The sequence below is a fragment of the Pseudomonas sp. IT-P2 genome, from assembly GCF_949767575.1.
Taxonomy (GTDB): Bacteria; Pseudomonadota; Gammaproteobacteria; order Pseudomonadales; family Pseudomonadaceae; genus Aquipseudomonas; species Aquipseudomonas pharyngis.
This window is the reverse complement of the sequence record NZ_CATKQA010000046.1, coordinates 64,988-85,104: the sequence shown is the minus strand read 5'-3', so window position 1 is coordinate 85,104 and position 20,117 is coordinate 64,988. Positions and strand designations below refer to the sequence as shown.

The window sequence follows — 20,117 nt, the reverse complement described above, 5'->3', positions numbered from 1 at the left end:
TTAATAAGAGGGAGCGGAATACACGTCGTAGGTCTGGCGGATCATCAACGCGGCGCTGAAACGCTCGCGGACGATGCGCCGACCTTCGATGCCGAGGGCCGACAACGCAGGCTTCTGGATTTTCTTCAGGCGATCGGCCAGCGCCTGGTGGTCACCGGCGGGGAACACGTAACCGGACACACCATGGGTGACCAGTTCGGGCAACGACGTGCAGTCGCTGGCAATCACCGGCAGGCCCAGCGCCATGCCTTCCAGCGGCACCATGGCAAAACCTTCCCAGCGGCTCGGGACGATCAGCGCATCGGCTTTCTGATACAGCGCGTGCACTTCGGTTGGGGTCACCCAGGGTAGGTATTCCACCCCGTCCAGCGGCGGACATTCGACCACGTCCTCGTTCACTGCACTGCCCACCACCGTCAGTTTCAGGTCGCTGCGCTTTGCTTCGCTGTAAGCCTTGAGCAATACGTCGAAGCCTTTCTGGTAGTCGAGGCGACCGACGAACAGCAGATGAATCGGTGCCGGATCGTTGGCCTTGCGTTCTTCATGCTTGTGATCGATGCCGTTGTAGATCAGCGTCATGCGCTTGCGCTCGATGCCAAACTTCGCGGCCTTGTCCAGCTCGAACTGGCTGACGCAGATGATCGTGTCCGTGACCTTCTGCAGCACCCGTTCGATCCCCGCATAGAGTTTCTGCTTGATCGGCGAGCTTTCCATCAGGAACGAGAACGCATGGGGGCAGTAGACGATTTTCGGCTTGCGCCACGGCCGCAGGAGCACGCACACGCAACGGCCGATCACCCCGGAAAAGGTGCTGTGCAGATGCACCACATCGGGTTTTTCCTTGAGCAGGACTCGCGCCAGTTGCCAGGCAAAGCGCAGCAGCGACGGCACGTTCCGCCCGCTTCGGGCGAAGGTGCGGATCTGCTGTGGATCGATGCCGTGCAGTTCTTTCTTCTGGTCGAGCGGGACCAGATACACCAGCTCATAGCGCCCGTCTTCGGGAGCCGCCGAAATCGTGCGGATGACCGTCGCCACCCCACCTTTGATCGTTTCCGCCACGTGCAGTATTTTTTTCACAACTCACCCACTTTCATGCCTGTAAGGACCGTCGCTGAATTTCAGGACTGGTCGGACGCGTATTCGTAGTTGTAATAGCTGCCGTTGCCGTAATAGCTGGCCGCGCGCTTCTCGACGCCGTTGAACACCGCGCCTTTCAACTCGATACCGTTCTGGGCGAAACGCCGGATCGTCATTTCGATTTCCTTGGCCGGGTTCACCCCGAACCGCGCGACGATCAGGCTGATGCCGGCTTCGCGACCGACAATCGCCGCATCGGTCACCGCCAGCAGCGGTGGCGTGTCGATGATCACCACGTCATAGCGCTCGCTGAGTTGCGCCAGCAGGTCGCGGAAATTGGCGTGCATCAACAGCTCGGAAGGGTTCGGTGGAACCTGGCCACGGCTGATGAAGTGCAGGTTGTCGACTTCGACCTTGTTGATCGCCTGTTCGAGGGTGCAGCGCTTGACCAGCAGATCGGACAAACCGTTGGTGATCGGCGTGTTCAGCGTTTTGTGCAGATGCCCCTTGCGCATGTCGGCGTCGATCAGCACCACGCGCTGCCCGCTCTGGGCCATGACCGCTGCGAGGTTGGAAGAGACGAAGGTCTTGCCGACCTGCGGGCTCGGGCCGGAAATCATGATGCGGTTGTTGGTCGAATCCAGTGCGGCGAAGTGCAGGCAGGTGCGCAGGCTACGGATCGATTCGATGGACAGGTCCGTAGGGTTGCGCAGGGCCAGCAGGTACGCCGGCGTGTCCGCCGCGACTTTGGCCCGGACTTTTTTGCTGTCCTCTTCCTGTTGCAGGGCGCTGTAGGGAATCGACGCGTAGACCGGCAAGCCGAGCTGCTCGATGGCTTCCGGCCCTTCCAGGCCCTTGCTCAGGGATTTGCGCAACAGCACCAGCGCCACGCCGACGAAGGCGCCGAGGAAGGTGGCGATCAACACGATCAGGGCTTTTTTCGGTTTGACCGGGCTGGTCAGGTCGACGTCCGCCGTATCCACCAGACGCACGTTACCCACTGCACCGGCGCGGATGATGTCCAGCTCCTGGGATTTGTTCAGCAACTGGGTGTAGATCTGCGAGGCGACTTCGACATCGCGGGTCAGGTTGAGCAGTTCCTGCTGCGTGGCTGGCAGGTCCTGAACCTTGCCTTCCAGCGAGCGCTGTTGCTGGGTCAATTCGCCAATCTGGGTCATCAGCGCGCGGTAGGCCGGGTGCTGTTTGGTGAACTTGCGATCCATCTCCGCCTGTTGCAGTTTCAGCTCGGAAATCCGCGTTTCGAGCGCCACGGACTGGCCGAGCACCGATTGGGTTTCCATGGAGATGTTCACGGTCTTGCCGTGGGTCTGATAGGCGTTGAGCGCATCGCTGGCCTTGGCCAGATCGCGTTTGACCTGCGGCAACTGGCTTTGCAGGAAGGCCAGGCTCTGCGCCGCTTCGGCCGAGGTGCGGCGCACGTTCTGATCGACGTACAGCGAAGCGATCTTGTTGAGGATCTTCACCGCTTCGGCGGCGTCGCTGCTGGCCAGGGCCAGACGGATGATCCCCGATTCCTTGCCTTGCTCGGAGATGTCCAGCGCGTCCTGATAACCCTGAATGGTCACGATTCGTGGGTAGCGCACCACTTCGAAACGGGTCCCGGGGTTGGCCAACAGTTGCGCGACCTGCCCTTCTACGCCGTCCTGCGAGAAGGCTTCGCCCGCCACGCCTTCGACCAGCAGGTTGTCGTTGTCGTCCAACAGCTGAAAGCGATGTTGTTCGCCGGCAATCAGGGTGAGTTTCTTGCCCAGCAGTTCCTTGGGCAGATTGAGCTTGGCAAACTCCAGGCGTTCACCGCCCCAGGCGTAGCTGCTCAGGCCGAAACGCGGCGGCGCGACGCTGAGTTCGGTCTCACCGCGATAGCGCCGGGAAAGAAAGCCGCCGATCAGCGGGAAGGTGTTGGGGGTGACGTCGATGTCCAGGCGCAGATCATCAACTGTCTTGCCGATCACCGCGCGGGATTTGATGATGCCGATTTCGGTCACCGACGGCGATTGCCCGCCGAGCATGCTGTTGAGGTCGGAAAAACCGAGCATGTCGTTCTTTTTCGGTTCGACCTGCACCAGCGCGTTGGCCAGATACACCGGCGTGGCCAAAATCGCATAGGCGACACCGGTCATCATGAACGCGCCGGTGAACGCACCGATCAACCATTTCTGATCGATCAGGCTGCCGAAGATGCCGAGAAGATCAATACTGTCTTGATCGTTGTCGCGGGTGCCGATTACTGACGGTAACTGCATAAGTCTTTCTTACCATTCACTGAACTGAAGAATATTCATCAACGCGCCAGGCGTTGCGTCCATGAGCTAACAGCATCTTCAATCAATGCATGGGCATGAATAAAAGCGGCCTGCCCCTGACGATACGGGTCCTGTATTTCTCGTTCGCTCTGCCACTTGCCCAGCAGAAACACTTTGCCCCTGGCGTGAGAGGCAATCTTCAGTACTTGATTAACATGTTGTTTTTCCATCACCAGAATCAGGTCTGATTCATTGACGATGTCCGCTGTCAGTTGCCGCGCCTTGAACCCTTCGGCACTGTGGCCGCGCTCTTCCAGCACCTGGCGCGCGGTCGACTCCATGCCTTCGCCGACCCGTGCAGACAGGCCTGCGGAGGTCACGCTGATCGCCGAGGGTGTCAGTGCATTGCGCAACAGAAGTTCCGCTGTCGGACTTCGGCAGATATTGCCTACGCAAACGACAAGAATCTTTTTGAACAAGGTTTACTTTCCCGTGTAATGTCAATCGGCCAACATGCCTTGCAAATTCGAATGAACCCGCAAGACCTTCCTTCACTCGGAAATAGATTCACCCTTAATACCGATGCATTAAGTACCACGGCCTCTAAAAGTCCCCCAACCAGAATTACCGGACTAAAAATAACTGTGATTTTCAGGCGAAAGTTTTCCGACAAAAAATAACATTCGTGCACTTAGCATCCATATTGCCCTCGAAACCTGTGTAACGAGATAACCCTTCGCTAGATGTCATTCTCATCAGGAGAGCCGACATGAAATCAGCACATCTCAAACATCTTGGTGCCACCCTGTTGATGCTCAGTGCTACCGCACAGGTTCACGCCAGTACGCTGTTCCCGTCATTGCCCACCCGAACCATTGGCGTTCAGGTCAAGATCCAGAACTTCACCCCGGCGGACGCCGAGCAGATCAAAGCGGCCGGATTCAGCTTTGTGCGCTTCGGCGTCTGGAGCGACAGCCTCGGCGGTAAGGCCTACCAGAAACAGATCAGCGATGCGTTTGCGACGGCGCGGTCCGCCGGGTTGCCGGTCTTGATGACCGTTCGCGCCACCAAACCGTTGACCGGTGACCTGACCACCGCCGGTGAAGCCTTTGCCAACGCGGTGAGCGGGCTTGAGCAAGCCTGGAGCGCGCAACTGGTGGGGATCGAAATCTGGAATGAGCCGGACCTCGACACCTACTGGCCCACTGGAGACTTCAAAAACACCTTCGTGCCGTTCATGACGGCCATGTGCAAGACGCTGCAGGGCAAACCGCAATCGACGCCTTTGGTGGGCTTCGGTTTTGCCCGTCCGCCGACAGCCGGCTCCGCCTCGACCGTGGCCCTCAACAGCATCCTCGGCACTTATCCTGAGTGCCTGGACGCCATTTCCTATCACCCCTACGGCATGACCGCGACGCAGATCAGTAACGCGCAGACCTTCATCCAGCAAAACTTCCGTCTGCCGGGCGTTATCAGTGAATGGGGCGTCTCGGCGCTCGCTTCCAACGGCGGGCCGGAAGGGCAAGCCAGTAAAATCGCTGCGTTCATCGCCGATGTTAAAAAACTCAACATCCCGCTGACATCGATTTACGAATGGAAGAACAGCGAGTCGGGCAGTAACGACCGGGAGAAGAATTTCGGCCTGCTGACCTCCGACGGCCAGCCGAAACCGGCACAGACGGCGGTCTCGACTCATTTGAACGCCGATTAAGCCGTACAGCGGGTCAGTTGCTTTGAACCTGTGGTCCTTTTTGGCATCGTATTGATCGATACGCGCCCCGCCTTTCAAACAGCCGTTTTCAGGTTGTTGCCGCCGGGGCGCTCGATACGCCGACATGCCCTTGAGTGGCTGTCGGCGCTCGGGTAATGTCACCAGACCCATAGGACAGAGCACGCTCATGACTTCCAAGCTGGAACAACTCAAACAGTTCACCACCGTCGTGGCCGACACCGGCGACTTCGAAGCGATTGCCCGGGTCAAACCGGTCGACGCCACCACCAACCCTTCCCTGCTGCTCAAGGCAGCGGCGATTCCGGCCTACGCCGAACTGCTGAACGCCAGCGTCGGCGACTGCAAGGGCGATGTCGGCCTGGCCAGCGACCGTTTCGGCGTCGCGGTCGGCCAGGAAATCCTCAAAGTGATCCCGGGCCGTATTTCCACTGAAGTGGATGCACGCCTGTCGTTCGACAAGGACGCAGTGCTCAAACGGGCCCACCGCCTGATCGAGCTGTACGACAAGGCCGGCGTTGGCCGTGACCGCGTACTGATCAAGATCGCCTCGACCTGGGAAGGCATCCGCGCTGCCGAGATCCTCGAGAAGGAAGGCATCCAGACCAACCTGACCCTGCTGTTCTCCTTCGCTCAGGCCGCTGCCTGCGCCGATGCCGGCGTATTCCTGATCTCGCCGTTCGTGGGCCGCATCTACGACTGGTACAAGAAGGCCAACGGCAACGACTACACCGGTGCCGACGATCCGGGCGTGCAGTCCGTGACGCGCATCTACAACTACTACAAGGCCAATGACTACAAGACCGTGGTCATGGGCGCGAGCTTCCGCAATCTGAGTCAGATCGAGCAACTGGCCGGCTGCGACCGCCTGACCATCAGTCCGGACCTGATCGAGAAACTGGCGGCCGACACCGGCAAGCTGGAACGCAAACTCGCTCCGGGCCATGCTGGCGAAGCGCGCCTGAGCCTCAACGAAGCGCAGTTCCGCTGGTTGTCCAACGAAGACGCGATGGCCACCGAAAAACTGGCCGAAGGCATACGTCAGTTTGCCCGCGACCAGGAAAAACTCGAGGCGCTGCTGCAAGCCAAGCTGTAATCGGCCAAGCGCAAACGCAAAAAGGGCGAACCCTCACAGGTTCGCCCTTTTTTGTGCCTCGCGGCCTGGCTGATCAGTGCCGTTCGAGGGCATTCACCAGGTCATGGAAGGCTTCGCGGTTGGAGTCGTTCAGGCCCATGAGGATCTTGTGCGCTTCGAGCACCTTGATCCGCACCACCTCTTCCGACTGGTCCTGATCCGGCAGGTCATCAAGGCATTCCGGGCACGGCACGGGATGGTTGACGATATTGAACACCTGCTCGAAACCCATCGACTGCAGCAGACGGGTGATGTCCTCGTGGGTGGTGACCACGGTCGGCAGCAGGCCGACCTTCTGCCGCGACAGGATCGACAGCTTGGCCAGCAGGCCCAAGGTGGTGCTGTCGATGCTGCGGGTTTCGGTCAAATCGATCACGATCGCGTTGAAATTCAGCGCGGTGAAGATTTTTTCAATAGTCGCATCCAACGCCGAACACAGGGTCAGGCGAACTTCACCGACGAACTTCAGGACGAAGGTGCCGTCCTGCTCGGCGAACTGGATTCTACCGGTACTCATCAAAGATTCCTGCTCAACACCAACAGGGCGATATCATCCGGCATCTCCCCTAGCGTGGCCAATCCAAAAACCTGCCGCAGACCATCCAGGCTGCCGCCCGCCGACTTCACCTTTTGCGGTAAAGCGGCTTCTTTCTCTTTGAGTGTGGGCTCTGGCAAAAGATCCAGAATGCCATCAGACATCAGCGTCAGGCTGAACGTCGGTGGCAGCTCGAGCACGTGGTCTTCGTAGGTGGCCTCATTGAAAAGCCCCACCGGCAGACCGCGCCCCTCGAGGTAGCGAACACTGTCAGGCGTGTACAACACAGGCAACGGCAGATGGCCGCCGATGCTATAGGTCAACAAACCGGTCTCCTCGTCGATGACTCCACCGACCATTGTGACGTGTTTACCCAGCTTACAACTGATCAGCCCCCGGTTGATATGACCGAGGACTTCCGAAGGCTTGAATTCCGGCAGCGTGCCGTTGCGCTTGGATTCGAACAGCAGGCGCGTGGTCATGAACTTCAACAGCACGGTGACGAACGCCGAAGAGGCGCCATGACCGGACACGTCCGCCAGATAGAACGCCACCCGGCGCTCGTCGACCCGGAAGTAGTCGACAAAATCACCCGACAGGTACAGCGACGGGATGATCTGGTGCGCGAACCTGAATTCGTCGATGGCCCACGGACTTTCCGGCAGCATGTTCATCTGCACCTGGCGACCGGCGTTCTGGTCTTCCTGGAGCAGGTTCAGGCTGGCTTCGAGTTCGCGGTTGGCCTTTTCCAGTTTTTCGCGGTAGCGCTGGTTTTCCAGCAGCAGACGCGCACGATCCAGGGCCCGGCGCACGGAGTGCTCAAGCACGGCCAGATCTTCGAGAGGCTTGATCAGATAATCCGCCGCGCCCAGGCGCAGGGCCTCGACCGCGTCGTTCATCACGCCGGCGCCCGAGACCACGATCACCGGAGTCTGCGGTGACCGCTCAGTGACTTGACGGATGAGTTCGAGACCGCCCATCTGCGGCATGCGCAGATCGCAGATGACCAAGTCGGGCGTGTCTTGCTCGAATACCTGAAGACCCTGCTGGCCGTTACTGGCCTGCAAGACGCTGAAACCACTGTCTTCCAAATAGGCCGCGAGGCTCGCGCGCACTACTTCGTCATCATCGATTATCAGCAGCGTGGCACTGGTTTTTGGCATGTGGGCAAACGGCGCCAGAATTAGGTTGGCGTAGCAGGCGGGGCAACGGCCCGGCGCAGACTACTGGATTCGCTTTCTAGCCTCTCTGCTGCACCGCTTCGGAGCGTTTGCCCCGCACACGGTTGCACCAGAGGTGCCCTTCTAAGGCGCAGACGGTACTCCCATCCTTCGAGCGTTTCAAGCATGCGCCGATGGTCGCTTGGAGACTTTGTTTGTCAAATCACTCGCAGTTATAAGAACGGCTTCAACCGTAACCCAATCATTGGACGCGCCCACAAAAAAGGCGACCTCACGGTCGCCCTTTTGTACTGATCAATCGAGATCAGAAATCGTCTTCAACCTGCCCGTCCTTGACCTTGAACTCGCGGTTCTGCAGGTAGGCGTTGCGGATGAAGGTGTACTTGTCGCCGCTGATCAGCTTCTCGCTGGACAACAGGCTGGCGCGGGTGTCGACGATGTTCAGGCCGAAAATCGAGTTACGCACCGGCACGTCGTTGATGTAGCGATACGGGCCGGTGAAGCTGTCGACGTACTTGGACGGCGCGTCACGCAGGGTGCTCGGGCCCATCAGCGGCAGCATCACGTAAGGACCGCTGCCGACGCCCCAGTAGCCGAGGGTCTGGCCGAAGTCTTCGTCGCTGCGGTTCAGGCCCATTTTGGTGCCGACGTCGAAGAATCCGAGCAGGCCGAACGTGGTGTTGAAGATCAGGCGCGCGGTGTCGACGCCAGCGGCGGCCGGTTTGGCCTGAAGAATGTTGTTCGCCAGGTTGGTGACATCACCGACGTTGCGGAACATGTTGTGGATGCCGTCTTCCAGGAATTGCGGAGTAACAAATTCGTAACCCTGCGCCAGCGGCTTCAGCGCATAGGTATCAACGAAATCGTTGAACTGGAAAATCGGACGGTTGACGCTTTCCCAAGGATCTTCTTCCGTTGCGGCCTGAGCGGCGAACGGCACCAGCATTACGCTGGCACATACACAAAGCTGAGCAAGAGGATGGCTCCAGCGCATAGAAAACTCCTTGGATAGTACGGACGCAGCACCTGGGCCGCGGCGATTAGTGCGTCAGTATAAGACGGAAACGGCGCTTTAGGCAGTTCCCCGGTGAAACCCTCTGTAGGACGCTTCGTCATTCACCTGTCACGTAACTGTCACCGCTGACGCTTAGCCTGATCGCTATTTCAGGGACGTTTTCCATGCCTCAAGCCGAAGCCTTGCCCCTCGCGGCACCGACGCTGACCGCCGTGCTGTTCGGACTCAGCGGCTGTCTGGTGGACTTCGGCGCCCGCGCCCGTCATCAAACCAGCGTCGGCCCGGAACACGCCGACGTCACACCCGGCGCCCTCGACAGCCTGCGCAGCCTGCAGCGCCAGCAAATTCCCTGCGCCTGGCTCGATGAGTTGTCCATCGTGAGCACTCAGGTGCTGGCATCGGCGCTGCCAGACTGGATCAAACCATCGCAATATTCGGCAACAATCAATCCTTGGCCGGCGCCCAACGCCTGCTGGCAAGCGTTGATGGGCTTGAATGTCGATCGCCTCGACGGTTGCGTACTGGTCAGCGGCGAACCGCGCCTGCTGCAATCGGGCCTCAATGCCGGGTTGTGGACCATTGGCCTGGCGTCCTGCGGTTCACTGTGCGGCCTGGCGCCGAGCGAATGGCAGGCCCTGAGCCAGAAGGAACGCGAACAACTGCGCGGCAAGGCGACCGTGCAACTGTTCAGCCTCGGCGTGCACTCGGTGATCGATCATCTGGGCGACCTCGACACTTGCCTCGCGGACATCAACCTGCGTCGCCTCAAAGGCGAAAAGCCCTGACCGGGATCATGCAGGTTGGCCAAGAGTGGATTAGTCTTAAGGAGAGCCATAGACCTTTGGCGCACAGCTGCGGTCTATGCCAGTGCCTCTCGATAAAAGGAAACAACCATGCCCGCTCAAGAACTGCAGAAACAGCTCAATGCCCTGCGCGAGCAACTGGATCAAAATCCTCCGCTGACCGAAGCCGAGCGCGCTGATCTACATGCACTGATGGAACAGATCGAACTGGAACTTGAACTGGAAACCAAAACCAAGGACTCCAACATTGCCGATGGCGTGAACCTGGCCGTTGAGCGTTTTGAAGTTGATCACCCCACCATCGCCGGCACACTGCGCAACATCATGAATTCTCTGGTCAGCATGGGCATCTGAAACCCGCGAATGCAAAAAAGCCCTGCCATCACTGGCAGGGCTTTTTCATGTCCGCGAGGCGGGTTACTGACGAACCAGACGATGGTTCGGCAGTTGCACGCTTTCAGTGCTGCGGTACGGATTGATGTCCAGCCCGCCCCGGCGCACATAACGCGCAAACACCGTGAGTTTTTCCGGTTTCAGCAGGCGCTGCAGGTCAAGGAAGATCCGCTCCACACATTGCTCGTGGAAGTCCGAGTGCTGACGGAAGCTGACGATGTATTCCAGCAGGCTGGCGTGATCCAGCGCCGCGCCACGGTATTCCACCACCACGCTGCCCCAGTCCGGCTGGCTGGTCACCGGGCAGTTGGATTTGAGCAGATGACTGTGCACGCTCTCCTCCACCACGCGCGAATCGTCGCAGCGCAGCAGTTCAGGACGCGGGTGTTCGTAGTTGCTGACGCTGATATCCAGATCGTCGATGCACACGCCCGGCAGCGCGACGACGCCTTCGGCTTCGACGTCTTTCAGGCTGCGAACCCGCACGCCCACCGGTTTGCCGGCAGCAGCGGACAGATCCTTGACCAGCGTTGCTTCGAGACTCGCGATATCAGCGAACGGCGTCTGGTTCAGCGAGTTCAGGTACAGCTTGAACGACTTGGATTCAATGATGTTCGGCGAATCCGCCGGAATGCTGAACTCACCGATCGCCACCACCGGTTTGCCCGACGGCAGCAGCCACGACAGCTCGAAGCAGTTCCAGAAATCCACGCCTTTATACGGCAGGGTTTCGGCGGTCAGGCCCAGCTCGGCCCATTTCGCGGTGCGCGGAATCGGGAACAGCAGGGACGGTGTGTACGTGGCGATGTATTCGCTGGATTTGCCCAGCGGCGAATGTTCGGCTGCGGGATGCATGGCGGAAACCTGACTGAAGAATCAGCGGATTCTACCAGCCTTTGCTCCCGCCTTTGAGTGCTTACTGACTGACAGTCAGTTTGCCGACCATTCCGGCCTGGTAATGCCCGGGAATGTTGCAGGCAAATTCCAGGTTCACCGCTTTGCTGAAGGTCCAGGTCAGCTCGGCGGTCTTGCCCGGCTCCACCAGCACGCTGTTGGGGTCGTCGTGCTTCATGCCATGCCCCATCGAGCCGTGATCCATGCCCGCCATGTCGTGGGACATTTCCTTCATGCCAGTCGGCGTAAGCATGCCGCTTTGCTGCATCTGCAACATTTCCTGCTGATGTTTTGCATGCATCGTCGCGTCGCCGAGGTTGAATTCATGCAGCAACTGGCCTTTATTCACCAGCACAAAACGAACGGTCTCACCGGCCTTGATCTCGATCGCCTTCGGATCGAAGCTCATGTCGCCCATCACCACTTCGATGCTGCGGGTGGCCTTGGCCGCCGGGGCCGGTTGGCCGAAGTCATAAGTGTGCGCCGGCGATGCCCACAGCGGCGAACTCAGCGCCAGCAGACACGCGGCAAGGGCCAGACGATTGCGCAAAAACATAGTCGTACTCCAACAAATCAAGGTTCAGCCTGTGGGAAACTCTAGCCCGCCTGCGCTGGCAGCGACCTGACAGGCAGATTACAACTTTGTCAGGTTGGCGCTCACCGCGTTTGCCCACGGTATAACGTCCTCGTTCCCGCTACCCGAGTCGCCCATGAAACTGCTGATCGTCGAAGACCAACCCAAAACCGGCCAGTACCTGCGCCAGGGCCTGACCGAGGCCGGTTTCAACACCGAACTGGTGGCCGACGGCACCACCGGCCAGCAATTGGCGTTGAGTGGCGATTATGCGCTGCTGATCCTCGACGTGATGCTGCCCGGACGCAATGGCTGGCAAATCCTGCAAGCGGTGCGCAGCGCCGGTCTGGAAACGCCGATCCTGTTTTTGACCGCCAAGGACACCGTGGAAGACCGGGTTCACGGCCTCGAACTGGGCGCCGACGATTATCTGGTCAAACCGTTCGCCTTCTCCGAATTACTGGCCCGGGTGCGCAGCCTGTTGCGCCGCGGCAGTTCCACACCTCAGGAAACCAGCCTGCGCCTGGCCGATTTGAGCCTGGACCTGATCCGCCGCCGGGTCGAACGCAGCGGTCAACGCATCGACCTTACGGCCAAAGAGTTCGCTCTGCTGGAGATGCTCCTGCGCCGCCAGGGCGAAGTGCTGCCCAAATCGCTGATCGCCTCACAGGTCTGGGACATGAACTTCGACAGCGACACCAATGTGATCGAAGTGGCGATTCGTCGACTGCGCCTGAAGATCGATGACGACTTCCCCCACAAGCTGATTCACACGGTGCGCGGCATGGGTTACGTCCTTGAAGAGCGTGCCGACTGATGCGCCGACTGTCCTTGAGCGGTCGGCTGGCGCTGCTGTTCGCCGGCTGCACCGCCGTGGTTTCGCTGGTCGCCGGGGTCGTTTTCAATCGGGCCAGCGAAGGCCACTTCATCGAGCTCGACCAGCAACTGCTCGAAGGAAAACTGCTCAGCGTACGTCAGACGCTGCTGAGTGGCAGCGACGCCGCGCACATCACCGATGAGTTGAGCCAACAGGGCGATATCACGTTGCGCGTCAGCGGCCCTGAGGGCCAGCGCTGGTTTGGGCGCTCGTTGCACGCCCCGGCAAACCTGCCGCAGCAACCCGGTCTGGCCACCATCAACGACAACGGCACGGACTATCGCCTGCTCAACGCCGCGCTTGAACCGGGAAAACCCGATTCACCGCAGTTGACCTTGCTGCTGGACATCACCCACCACCAGCACTTCCTGCAACGCATGCAGCATCTGATCTGGCTGACCGTCGGCCTCTCGGCGCTGGCCACCGCGCTGCTCGGCGCCTGGGCCGCCCGCAGCGGTCTTCGCCCGTTACGGCGCATGAGTGCCGTGGCCCGTGGGATTTCGGCGCAATCGCTGAATGCCCGATTGCCGGAAGCGCGGATGCCTGCAGAACTCGCGGAATTGGCCCACAGCTTCAACGCCATGCTCGGACGCCTCGACGATTCTTTTCAGCGGCTGTCAGCGTTCTCTGCCGACATCGCCCATGAACTGCGTACGCCACTGTCGAACCTGCTGACCCACACCCAAGTCACCCTGACCCGCCCTCGCCCTCTCGAAGACTATCGTGAAGCGCTGCACAGCAACCTCGAAGAGCTGCAATGGATGGCGCAACTGGTCAACGACATGCTTTATCTGGCCAAGGCTGACCACGGTTTGCTGGTGCCCAAGCGTGAACCGCTGGAGCTGGCGGAAGAAGCCGATGCGTTGCTGGAGTTTTTTGCGCCGCTGGCCGAAGACGCTCAGGTCGGCCTGAGCCGCGACGGTGCGGGGCAGCTTGAGGGGGATCGCGCGATGTTGCGCCGGGCGCTATCGAATCTGCTGGATAACGCGTTGCGCTTTACCCCTGCAAACGGCGAGGTGCGCATTCGGGTCACCGAGCAGGCGAAATCCATGAGGGTGACCGTGGAGAACAGTGGCGAGGGGATTTCTGCGGAGTTGTTGCCGCGTTTGTTTGACCGCTTCTACCGGGCGGATCCGGCGCGCCAGGAAGGCAGCAGCGAGCATGCGGGATTGGGGCTGGCGATTACTCAGTCGATCATCCGGGCCCATGGCGGGCAGATTCATTGCGAATCGGCTCAGGGCTGGACGCGGTTTGTGATTGAGTTGCCTCGAAGCTGATCGTTCCCACGCTCTGCGTGGGAATGCAGCCCGGGGCGCTCTGCGCCCTAAAGAGCCGAACGCGGAGCGTCCGTTGATGCATTCCCACGCGGAGCGTGGGAACGGGCATCAGGATGCTTAGGAATAACGCAACGCGTGCGCCGGTTCGATCTTCGCCGCTCGCCACGCCGGGTAAACGGTGGCCAGGAAGCTGAGGATGAAGCCCGCCGAACAGATCAGCAGCACGTCGCCGCCCTGCAATTCCGATGGCAGGTTGCTGACGAAATACACGTCCGAACTGAAGATGTGCTGCCCGGTCACCCGCTCGACCCAGCCCACCATCTCACTGACGTTCAGCGCCGCAATCACACCCAGCACGCCACCAATGATGGTGCCGACGATGCCGATCACCGTGCCCTGCACCATGAATATCGCCATGATCTGCCGGGGTGTGGCGCCGATGGTGCGCAGGATCGCGATGTCCGCGCCTTTGTCGTTCACCACCATGATCAGGGTCGCGATGATGTTGAACGCCGCCACCGCGACGATCATCAGCAGCAACAGGCCGATCATGGTTTTTTCCATCTTCATCGCGCTGAACAGGCTGCCCTGGGTGTGGGTCCAGTCGTCAGCCTTGAAATCGGCGCCGAGGCCGCTGGCAATGTCCGAGGAAACCTTCGGCGCGGCGTACAGATCCTTCACCGCCAGACGCACGCTCTGCACCTGATTCGGCTCCCAGTGCTGCATGGTCGCGGCGTCGGAGACGTGGATCAGGCCCATGGAACCGTCGAGTTCGGCACCGACCTTGAACACGCCGACCACGTTCAAGCGCTGCATGCGCGGAGTGATGCCGCCCGGTGCGGTGCTGACTTCCGGCACGATCAGAGTGATCTTGTCGCCGACGTTGAGGCGAAAACGCCGAGCGGTGATTTCGCCCAGCACTACGCCGAATTCACCCGGTTTCAAGGCATCGAGACGGCCCTGAACAATGTGCTGGGCAACGATCGACACCTTGCCTTCCTGGGCCGGATCGACGCCGCTGATCTGGATCGGCTGCATCATGCCCTTGTAGGACAGCATGCCTTCCATCTCGGTGAACGGCACGGCGGCGGTCACTTGCGGGTTCTTCATCGCGGCGGCGGCCACTGGCTGCCAGTCGTCGATCGGCTTGACGCCGACGATGGTCGCGTGGGGCACCATGCCGAGGATGCGCGAGCTCATTTCGCGCTGGAAGCCGTTCATCACCGACAGCACCACGATCATCGCCAGCACGCCGAGGGCGAGGCCGATCATCGAGGTCATCGAAATGAACGAAACAAAGCGATTGCGGCGCTTGGCGCGGGTATAGCGCGTGCCGATAAAGATCGATAACGGTCTGAACATTCGCTGGGGCACCGTATAAAAATAAAAGACCCGACGCCTTTTCAGACATCGGGTTTCAAGCCGTCAGATGGGGGTCAGGCAACCTTCCTGCAGTTGCAGGACGCGGTCCATCTGGCGAGCCAGGTTCATGTCGTGAGTCACCACCAGAAACGCCGTGCGCATCGACGTGCTGAGTTCCAGCATCAGATCCTGAATGCCTTCGGCGGTGTGGGAGTCGAGGTTGCCGGTCGGCTCGTCGAGCATCACCAGCCCTGGATTGTTCACCAGCGCACGGGCGATGGCCACGCGCTGGCGTTCACCACCGGACAGCTCCGCCGGTTTGTGTTCCAGGCGATGACCCAGGCCGACCCGTTCCAGCAACGCCGTGGCACGCTGACGTGCTTCCGGGATCGCGGTCTTGCCGATCAGCAGCGGCATGCAGACGTTTTCCAGCGCGGTGAATTCCGGCAGCAGGTGGTGGAACTGGTACACGAACCCGAGGGCGCGGTTACGCAGCAGGCCACGCTTCTTCTCGCTCAGCGCCGAGAGTTCTTCACCGTCGAGCCAGACACCGCCCTTGGTCGGCGTATCGAGACCGCCCAGCAGGTTGAGCAAGGTACTTTTGCCCGAACCGGACTTGCCGACGATCGCCACCCGCTCACCCGGATGCAATTCCAGTTGCAGGTTGGCCAGCACTTCCACCGACTCCGGGCCTTCCTCGTAGGATTTACCCAGGTTGCGGCAGCTCAAGATTGCTTTTTCACTCATGCCCGACTCACTCATAACGTAGCGCCTCCGCCGGCTGGGTGCGCGCGGCACGCCAGGCTGGATACAGGGTGGCGAGGAAACTCAGGACCAACGCAGCGGCGCAGACCATGACCACGTCCTGGCTCTGCACCTGCGACGGCAGGTAATCGATGAAATACACGTCGGCGTTGAGGAATTTGTGTCCGATCACGCCTTCGATGGCCGAAATCGCAGCGCTGACGTTTAGCGCGGCGAAGATCCCGACCACGGCGCCGATGGCCGTGCCGACCAAGCCGATCACCGTGCCCTGCACCATGAACGTGCGCATGATCGTGCCCGGCGTGGCGCCCAGTGTGCGCAGAATGGCGATATCGCCCTTCTTGTCATTCACCACCATCACCAGCGTGGAAATGATGTTGAACGCGGCCACCGCGACGATCAGCAGCAACAGCAGACCGATCATGGCTTTTTCCATGCGGATCGCCTGATACAGGTTGCCGTGGGTACGGGTCCAGTCGCGGGCGTAGTAACGGTCTTCGCCGAGGCGCTGGGCGATGTTCCACGCCTCACGCGGGGCCTGGAACAGATCGTCGAACTTCAGGCGCAGGCCCTGCACCTGATCAGGCTTCCAGCGATGCATCTTCGCCAGATCCTGCAGGTTGGTCACGCCCAGATAGCCGTCCAATTCACCGGCGCCGACATGAAAGATGCCGACCACGGTGAAGCGCTTCATGCGCGGGAACATCCCGGCCGGGGTCACACTGACCTCCGGCGCGACGAAGGTGATCTTGTCACCGAGGCCCACGCCGAGCTTGGTCGCGGCCTTGTCGCCAATTACGATGCCGAAGCTGCCCGGCGTCAGATCGTCAAGTTTGCCCTGCTTCATGAAGTTGTCGATGATCGAGACGTTGCGCTCCAGCGCCGGGTCGATGGCATTGAGCAACACCTTGGACACCTGGCCGTTGTTGGTCAGCAACCCCTGCATCTGGGTGAACGGCGCAACGGCCGCCACCTGCGGGTTCTGCTTGACCTTGGCGGCCAGGCTCGGCCAGTCATTGATGGCTTCACCGGACTCGATGGTCGCGTGGGGCACCATGCCCAGCACGCGGGTGCGCATCTCATGATCGAAGCCGTTCATCACCGACAGCACCACGATCATCACGACCACGCCAAGGGCGAGCCCGATCATCGAAGTCAGGGAAATGAATGACACAAAATGATTGCGACGCTTTGCACGGGTATAACGCGTGCCGATAAATACGAAGAGAGGTCTGAACATGTCGGGGCTTGTTCGGAGGGAAAAGGAACGTCCTTGTGGCGGGGGTCGATAACCAGCTTTACACTCAGACCACCGCCGCTACCATGGGTTCGCCATGTCGACATTAGATGAAGAAGATCGCCGCGAATACTACCGTATCGAGGACACGATCGCACTGGAAATTCGGCCCCTGTCCGCTCCCGAAGCCGCAGGCCAGGAAGTGTTGCAGGATGCTTCTCCACTGTTCAACCTGCTCAGCGAACTGCACCTGAGCGAATTCGAGTCGCAGCACCTGCTGCGCCAGATCAGTGAACGCGACCGCGCCATCGCGGCGTTCCTGAAATCCCAGAACAAACGCATCGACCTGCTCAGCCAGGTGGTCGCCCTGACCGTGCTCGGCCATATCGGCGAGCCGCAACCGGTGATCATCTCCGAGGGCGGCATCGACTTTCAGCACCCTACCCCGATCGCCACCGGCGCGCACCTGTCGGTGAAACTGGTGCTGATGCCCCAGGCCCTCGGCCTGTTGCTGCGCGCCCGCGTGACCCATTGCGACCGCAAGGGCGACGGCTACGACGTCGGTACCGAGTTCGAACACCTGACTGACGCCCAGCGCCAGTTGCTCGCCCGCTATATCTTGCAGAAGCAGGCCCAGGAACGACGTCTGGCCCGCGAACAGAACGAATCAGGCATCTAAATTAAGGAAGAACCGTGACCCTTATCTACGGCCACCGCGGCGCCAAGGGCGAAGCACCGGAAAACACCCTGAGCAGTTTTCAGGAATGTCTCAAGCACGGCGTTCGCCGTTGCGAGCTGGACCTGCACCTGTCCAAGGACGGCGAGCTGATGGTCATCCACGACCCGACCCTCAAGCGCACCACCGACCGGCGCGGCAAGGTGGTCGAGCACACCGCCGCCGAGCTGGTGACCTACGACGCGCGCAAGGGCGGTCCGGGCTGGATCAAGCCATGCCCGATTCCAACGCTGGAAGAACTGTTCGAAAAGTGTGATTTCGAGCACTGGCAGCTGGAAGTCAAAAGCGCTTCTCGCACCCGCGCCGCGACCACCGTGCTGGCGATCCGTGAAATGGCAGTCAGACACGGGCTGCTCGACAAGGTGACAATCACCTCGAGTTCGCGGGAAGTCTTGAAGGCTGCACTGGATCTGGTGCCCGACGTATCGCGCGGCCTGGTGGCCGAATACGCCTGGCTCGACCCGCTGAAGGTCGCACAAAGTTACGGTTGCGAGATTCTGGCGTTGAACTGGACGCTGTGTACGCCGGAACGCCTGCAGAAGGCGCAGCGTCAAGGGCTGCATGTGTCGGTGTGGACCGTCAACGAGCCTGCGCTGATGCGCAGACTCGTTGACTTCGGCGTTGACAGCCTGATTACAGACTTTCCCGGTTTGGCCACTGCCACCCTCGGGAATTGCTGAAATCGGTCTCCCCGGCCGGCTCAGGCCACCGGCCGGAGCCCGTCAAAAAAGCCGGTTGAGGCCGTCGTACGCCGCTACCCGATAGGCTTCGGCCATGGTCGGGTAGTTGAACGTCGTGTTGACGAAGTACTTCAGGGTATTCAGTTCGCCCGGCTGGTTCATGATCGCCTGACCGATGTGCACGATCTCCGACGCCTGATAACCGAAGCAGTGAACGCCCAGCACTTCGAGGGTTTCACGGTGGAACAGGATCTTCAGCATGCCTTGCGGCTCGCCGGCGATCTGTGCACGCGCCATGCTCTTGAAGAACGCCTTGCCCACTTCGTACGGCACCTTGGCCTGGGTCAGTTCCTGCTCGTTCTTGCCGATCGAGCTGATCTCCGGAATGGTGTAGATACCGGTCGGCACGTCATTCACGAAACGCCAGCTGCCATTGTCGACGATGCTGCCAGCGGCCGAGCGGCCCTGGTCGTGGGCGGCACTGGCCAGGCTCGGCCAGCCGATCACGTCACCGGCGCCATAGATGTTCTGCACGCAGGTGCGGTAGTTCTCGTCGACTTCGATCTGGCCACGGCTGTTGACCTTGACCCCGATGTTTTCCAGACCCAACTGATCGGTGTTGCCGGTACGGCCGTTGCACCAGAGCAAGGCGTCGGCCTTGATCTTCTTGCCGGACTTCAGGTGCAGGACCACGCCGTTGTCCACGCCTTCGACGCGGTCATACTCTTCGTTGTGACGCACGGTGATGTTGTTGTTGCTGAAGTGGTAGCTCAACGCCTGGGAGATTTCCGAGTCGAGGAAGCTCAGCAACTGACCGCGGTTGTCCACCAGTTCGACCAGCACGCCCAGACCGCTGAAGATCGAAGCGTATTCGCAACCGATCACGCCGGCGCCGTAAACGATCAGTTTGCGCGGGGTGTGGCCGAGGCTGAGGATGGTGTCGCTATCGTAGATACGCGGGTGGTGGAAATCGATGTCCGCCGGGCGATAAGGACGCGAACCGGTGGCGATGATGATGTGCTTGGCCACCAGTTTCTCGACCACGCCGTTGGCGCAGACCACTTCGATGGTTTGCTCGTCGGCGAAGCTGCCGGTGCCGAAAAACACGTCGACGCGGTTACGGGCGTAGTAGCCGGTACGCGAAGCGACTTGTTTGGAAATGACTTTCTCGGCGCTTTTCAACACATCCGGGAAGGAGAACCAGCGCGGCTCGCCGATCGCACGGAACATCGGATTGGTGTTGAACTGCATGATCTGCCGCACCGAGTGACGCAGGGCCTTGGACGGGATGGTGCCCAGGTGGGTGCAGTTGCCGCCGACCTGACGACGGCTGTCGACCATCGCCACCTTGCGCCCTGCTTTGGCGGCGTTCATTGCCGCGCCTTCTCCCGCCGGGCCGGAACCCAGCACCACCACGTCGTAGTTGTAGACAGCCATGCGTACTCCTCAGAACAGGCCGCGGTGCCAGCAGCACCGGCGGCTAAATCACGCCGAACGACGGCGCGAAGGAACAATTGGGGGCCAGTAGAAAACCCGGACACAGTCTATAGAAGCGTCAACGCCGCGCACATTAACCCTTGGTC

The 20,117-nt window shown here is 60.3% G+C and carries 20 protein-coding genes; 8 read left to right on the top strand and 12 right to left on the bottom strand.

All coding sequences use genetic code 11. The features are described 5' to 3' along the window. The 3 genes from ACM6JM_RS24400 to ACM6JM_RS24390 are packed head-to-tail and all read right to left on the bottom strand — an operon-like array spanning window position 1 to window position 3,820. Complete coding sequence (locus ACM6JM_RS24400) at window positions 1-1,077, bottom strand: glycosyltransferase (RefSeq protein ID WP_039772773.1); 1,077 nt, start codon at window positions 1,075-1,077, stop codon at window positions 1-3. A gap of 41 nt (window positions 1,078-1,118) precedes the next feature. Next, window positions 1,119-3,341: a polysaccharide biosynthesis tyrosine autokinase gene (locus ACM6JM_RS24395; protein WP_414882639.1), complete on the bottom strand. Its 2,223-nt coding sequence runs from the start codon at window positions 3,339-3,341 to the stop codon at window positions 1,119-1,121. A 38-nt stretch (window positions 3,342-3,379) separates the two neighbouring features. After that, window positions 3,380-3,820 carry a low molecular weight protein-tyrosine-phosphatase gene (locus tag ACM6JM_RS24390; RefSeq protein WP_414882638.1) on the bottom strand — a complete coding sequence of 147 codons (441 nt, stop codon included), beginning with the start codon at window positions 3,818-3,820 and terminating at the stop codon, window positions 3,380-3,382. A gap of 290 nt (window positions 3,821-4,110) precedes the next feature. Here ACM6JM_RS24390 and ACM6JM_RS24385 point away from each other — a divergent pair, with 290 nt between their 5' ends. Continuing rightward, entirely contained in the window at window positions 4,111-5,052 is a 942-nt protein-coding gene (locus ACM6JM_RS24385) for a glycosyl hydrolase family 5 (RefSeq protein ID WP_414882637.1), read from the top strand. A 187-nt stretch (window positions 5,053-5,239) separates the two neighbouring features. Then, on the top strand, window positions 5,240-6,166 hold the full coding sequence (tal, locus tag ACM6JM_RS24380; RefSeq protein WP_039772777.1) for a transaldolase: 927 nt from the start codon (window positions 5,240-5,242) through the stop codon (window positions 6,164-6,166). A gap of 73 nt (window positions 6,167-6,239) precedes the next feature. On the opposite strand, the gene rssC is transcribed toward tal, so the two are convergent. The 3 genes from rssC to ACM6JM_RS24365 form a co-directional block, all read right to left on the bottom strand. After that, complete coding sequence (rssC, locus tag ACM6JM_RS24375) at window positions 6,240-6,722, bottom strand: anti-sigma factor antagonist RssC (RefSeq protein ID WP_003226553.1); 483 nt, start codon at window positions 6,720-6,722, stop codon at window positions 6,240-6,242. Next, window positions 6,722-7,903, bottom strand: a complete 1,182-nt coding sequence (gene rssB, locus ACM6JM_RS24370; RefSeq protein WP_041475374.1) for a two-component system response regulator RssB — start codon at window positions 7,901-7,903, stop codon at window positions 6,722-6,724. Before rssB ends, rssC begins: the two co-directional genes overlap by 1 nt. 322 nt (window positions 7,904-8,225) lie before the next feature. After that, window positions 8,226-8,915 (bottom strand): VacJ family lipoprotein, encoded by a 690-nt coding sequence (locus ACM6JM_RS24365; protein ID WP_011335174.1) that lies wholly within the window; start codon window positions 8,913-8,915, stop codon window positions 8,226-8,228. 185 nt (window positions 8,916-9,100) lie between these two features. On the opposite strand from ACM6JM_RS24365, the gene ACM6JM_RS24360 reads away from it, so the two are divergent. After that, window positions 9,101-9,721 (top strand): phosphatase, encoded by a 621-nt coding sequence (locus ACM6JM_RS24360; RefSeq protein WP_103386744.1) that lies wholly within the window; start codon window positions 9,101-9,103, stop codon window positions 9,719-9,721. Between the two features lie 108 nt (window positions 9,722-9,829). After that, on the top strand, window positions 9,830-10,093 hold the full coding sequence (locus tag ACM6JM_RS24355; protein ID WP_039772780.1) for a DUF4404 family protein: 264 nt from the start codon (window positions 9,830-9,832) through the stop codon (window positions 10,091-10,093). 63 nt (window positions 10,094-10,156) lie between these two features. Here the strand turns inward: ACM6JM_RS24355 and queF are convergent, their stop codons facing one another. Together queF and ACM6JM_RS24345 are read right to left on the bottom strand one after the other, a co-directional pair. Further along, window positions 10,157-10,987: an NADPH-dependent 7-cyano-7-deazaguanine reductase QueF gene (gene queF / locus ACM6JM_RS24350; protein ID WP_085608218.1), complete on the bottom strand. Its 831-nt coding sequence runs from the start codon at window positions 10,985-10,987 to the stop codon at window positions 10,157-10,159. A gap of 61 nt (window positions 10,988-11,048) precedes the next feature. Beyond that, complete coding sequence (locus ACM6JM_RS24345) at window positions 11,049-11,582, bottom strand: plastocyanin/azurin family copper-binding protein (RefSeq protein WP_103386743.1); 534 nt, start codon at window positions 11,580-11,582, stop codon at window positions 11,049-11,051. A gap of 154 nt (window positions 11,583-11,736) precedes the next feature. On the opposite strand from ACM6JM_RS24345, the gene ACM6JM_RS24340 reads away from it, so the two are divergent. Next, complete coding sequence (locus ACM6JM_RS24340) at window positions 11,737-12,417, top strand: heavy metal response regulator transcription factor (protein ID WP_007951608.1); 681 nt, start codon at window positions 11,737-11,739, stop codon at window positions 12,415-12,417. Continuing rightward, the gene (locus ACM6JM_RS24335; protein WP_134333854.1) at window positions 12,417-13,754 is read left to right on the top strand and encodes a heavy metal sensor histidine kinase; all 1,338 of its coding nucleotides are present in this window, start codon (window positions 12,417-12,419) and stop codon (window positions 13,752-13,754) included. The genes ACM6JM_RS24340 and ACM6JM_RS24335 overlap by 1 nt, the downstream gene beginning before the upstream one ends. 117 nt (window positions 13,755-13,871) lie before the next feature. Here the strand turns inward: ACM6JM_RS24335 and ACM6JM_RS24330 are convergent, their stop codons facing one another. From ACM6JM_RS24330 to ACM6JM_RS24320, 3 genes are all read right to left on the bottom strand, one after another. Further along, on the bottom strand, window positions 13,872-15,116 hold the full coding sequence (locus ACM6JM_RS24330) for a lipoprotein-releasing ABC transporter permease subunit (protein ID WP_074689237.1): 1,245 nt from the start codon (window positions 15,114-15,116) through the stop codon (window positions 13,872-13,874). A 63-nt stretch (window positions 15,117-15,179) separates the two neighbouring features. Then, window positions 15,180-15,863, bottom strand: a complete 684-nt coding sequence (gene lolD, locus ACM6JM_RS24325) for a lipoprotein-releasing ABC transporter ATP-binding protein LolD (protein WP_162831788.1) — start codon at window positions 15,861-15,863, stop codon at window positions 15,180-15,182. A gap of 7 nt (window positions 15,864-15,870) precedes the next feature. Continuing rightward, window positions 15,871-17,121 carry a lipoprotein-releasing ABC transporter permease subunit gene (locus ACM6JM_RS24320; RefSeq protein WP_414882636.1) on the bottom strand — a complete coding sequence of 417 codons (1,251 nt, stop codon included), beginning with the start codon at window positions 17,119-17,121 and terminating at the stop codon, window positions 15,871-15,873. 94 nt (window positions 17,122-17,215) lie between these two features. Between ACM6JM_RS24320 and ACM6JM_RS24315 the strand changes: the two genes are divergently transcribed. Then, window positions 17,216-17,797, top strand: a complete 582-nt coding sequence (locus ACM6JM_RS24315) for a PilZ domain-containing protein (RefSeq protein ID WP_039772787.1) — start codon at window positions 17,216-17,218, stop codon at window positions 17,795-17,797. 14 nt (window positions 17,798-17,811) lie between these two features. Beyond that, window positions 17,812-18,534, top strand: a complete 723-nt coding sequence (locus tag ACM6JM_RS24310; protein ID WP_414882635.1) for a glycerophosphodiester phosphodiesterase — start codon at window positions 17,812-17,814, stop codon at window positions 18,532-18,534. Window positions 18,535-18,576: 42 nt separating this feature from the next. Here ACM6JM_RS24310 and sthA read toward each other — a convergent pair whose 3' ends face one another. Then, on the bottom strand, window positions 18,577-19,971 hold the full coding sequence (gene sthA / locus ACM6JM_RS24305) for a Si-specific NAD(P)(+) transhydrogenase (RefSeq protein WP_039772789.1): 1,395 nt from the start codon (window positions 19,969-19,971) through the stop codon (window positions 18,577-18,579). Window positions 19,972-20,117 lie beyond the last annotated feature (146 nt).

What these genes read in the sequence shown, in the direction of transcription:
- ACM6JM_RS24365 (WP_011335174.1), bottom strand. Translation starts at nt 8,915, where the DNA reads ATGCGCTGGAGCCATCCTCTTGCTCAGCTTTGTGTATGTGCCAGCGTA.
- ACM6JM_RS24395 (WP_414882639.1), bottom strand. Translation starts at nt 3,341, where the DNA reads ATGCAGTTACCGTCAGTAATCGGCACCCGCGACAACGATCAAGACAGT.
- ACM6JM_RS24385 (WP_414882637.1), top strand. Translation starts at nt 4,111, where the DNA reads ATGAAATCAGCACATCTCAAACATCTTGGTGCCACCCTGTTGATGCTC.
- ACM6JM_RS24330 (WP_074689237.1), bottom strand. Translation starts at nt 15,116, where the DNA reads ATGTTCAGACCGTTATCGATCTTTATCGGCACGCGCTATACCCGCGCC.
- ACM6JM_RS24315 (WP_039772787.1), top strand. Translation starts at nt 17,216, where the DNA reads ATGTCGACATTAGATGAAGAAGATCGCCGCGAATACTACCGTATCGAG.
- ACM6JM_RS24335 (WP_134333854.1), top strand. Translation starts at nt 12,417, where the DNA reads ATGCGCCGACTGTCCTTGAGCGGTCGGCTGGCGCTGCTGTTCGCCGGC.
- queF (WP_085608218.1), bottom strand. Translation starts at nt 10,987, where the DNA reads ATGCATCCCGCAGCCGAACATTCGCCGCTGGGCAAATCCAGCGAATAC.
- ACM6JM_RS24320 (WP_414882636.1), bottom strand. Translation starts at nt 17,121, where the DNA reads ATGTTCAGACCTCTCTTCGTATTTATCGGCACGCGTTATACCCGTGCA.
- rssC (WP_003226553.1), bottom strand. Translation starts at nt 6,722, where the DNA reads ATGAGTACCGGTAGAATCCAGTTCGCCGAGCAGGACGGCACCTTCGTC.
- tal (WP_039772777.1), top strand. Translation starts at nt 5,240, where the DNA reads ATGACTTCCAAGCTGGAACAACTCAAACAGTTCACCACCGTCGTGGCC.
- ACM6JM_RS24355 (WP_039772780.1), top strand. Translation starts at nt 9,830, where the DNA reads ATGCCCGCTCAAGAACTGCAGAAACAGCTCAATGCCCTGCGCGAGCAA.
- lolD (WP_162831788.1), bottom strand. Translation starts at nt 15,863, where the DNA reads ATGAGTGAAAAAGCAATCTTGAGCTGCCGCAACCTGGGTAAATCCTAC.
- rssB (WP_041475374.1), bottom strand. Translation starts at nt 7,903, where the DNA reads ATGCCAAAAACCAGTGCCACGCTGCTGATAATCGATGATGACGAAGTA.
- ACM6JM_RS24340 (WP_007951608.1), top strand. Translation starts at nt 11,737, where the DNA reads ATGAAACTGCTGATCGTCGAAGACCAACCCAAAACCGGCCAGTACCTG.
- sthA (WP_039772789.1), bottom strand. Translation starts at nt 19,971, where the DNA reads ATGGCTGTCTACAACTACGACGTGGTGGTGCTGGGTTCCGGCCCGGCG.
- ACM6JM_RS24345 (WP_103386743.1), bottom strand. Translation starts at nt 11,582, where the DNA reads ATGTTTTTGCGCAATCGTCTGGCCCTTGCCGCGTGTCTGCTGGCGCTG.
- ACM6JM_RS24360 (WP_103386744.1), top strand. Translation starts at nt 9,101, where the DNA reads ATGCCTCAAGCCGAAGCCTTGCCCCTCGCGGCACCGACGCTGACCGCC.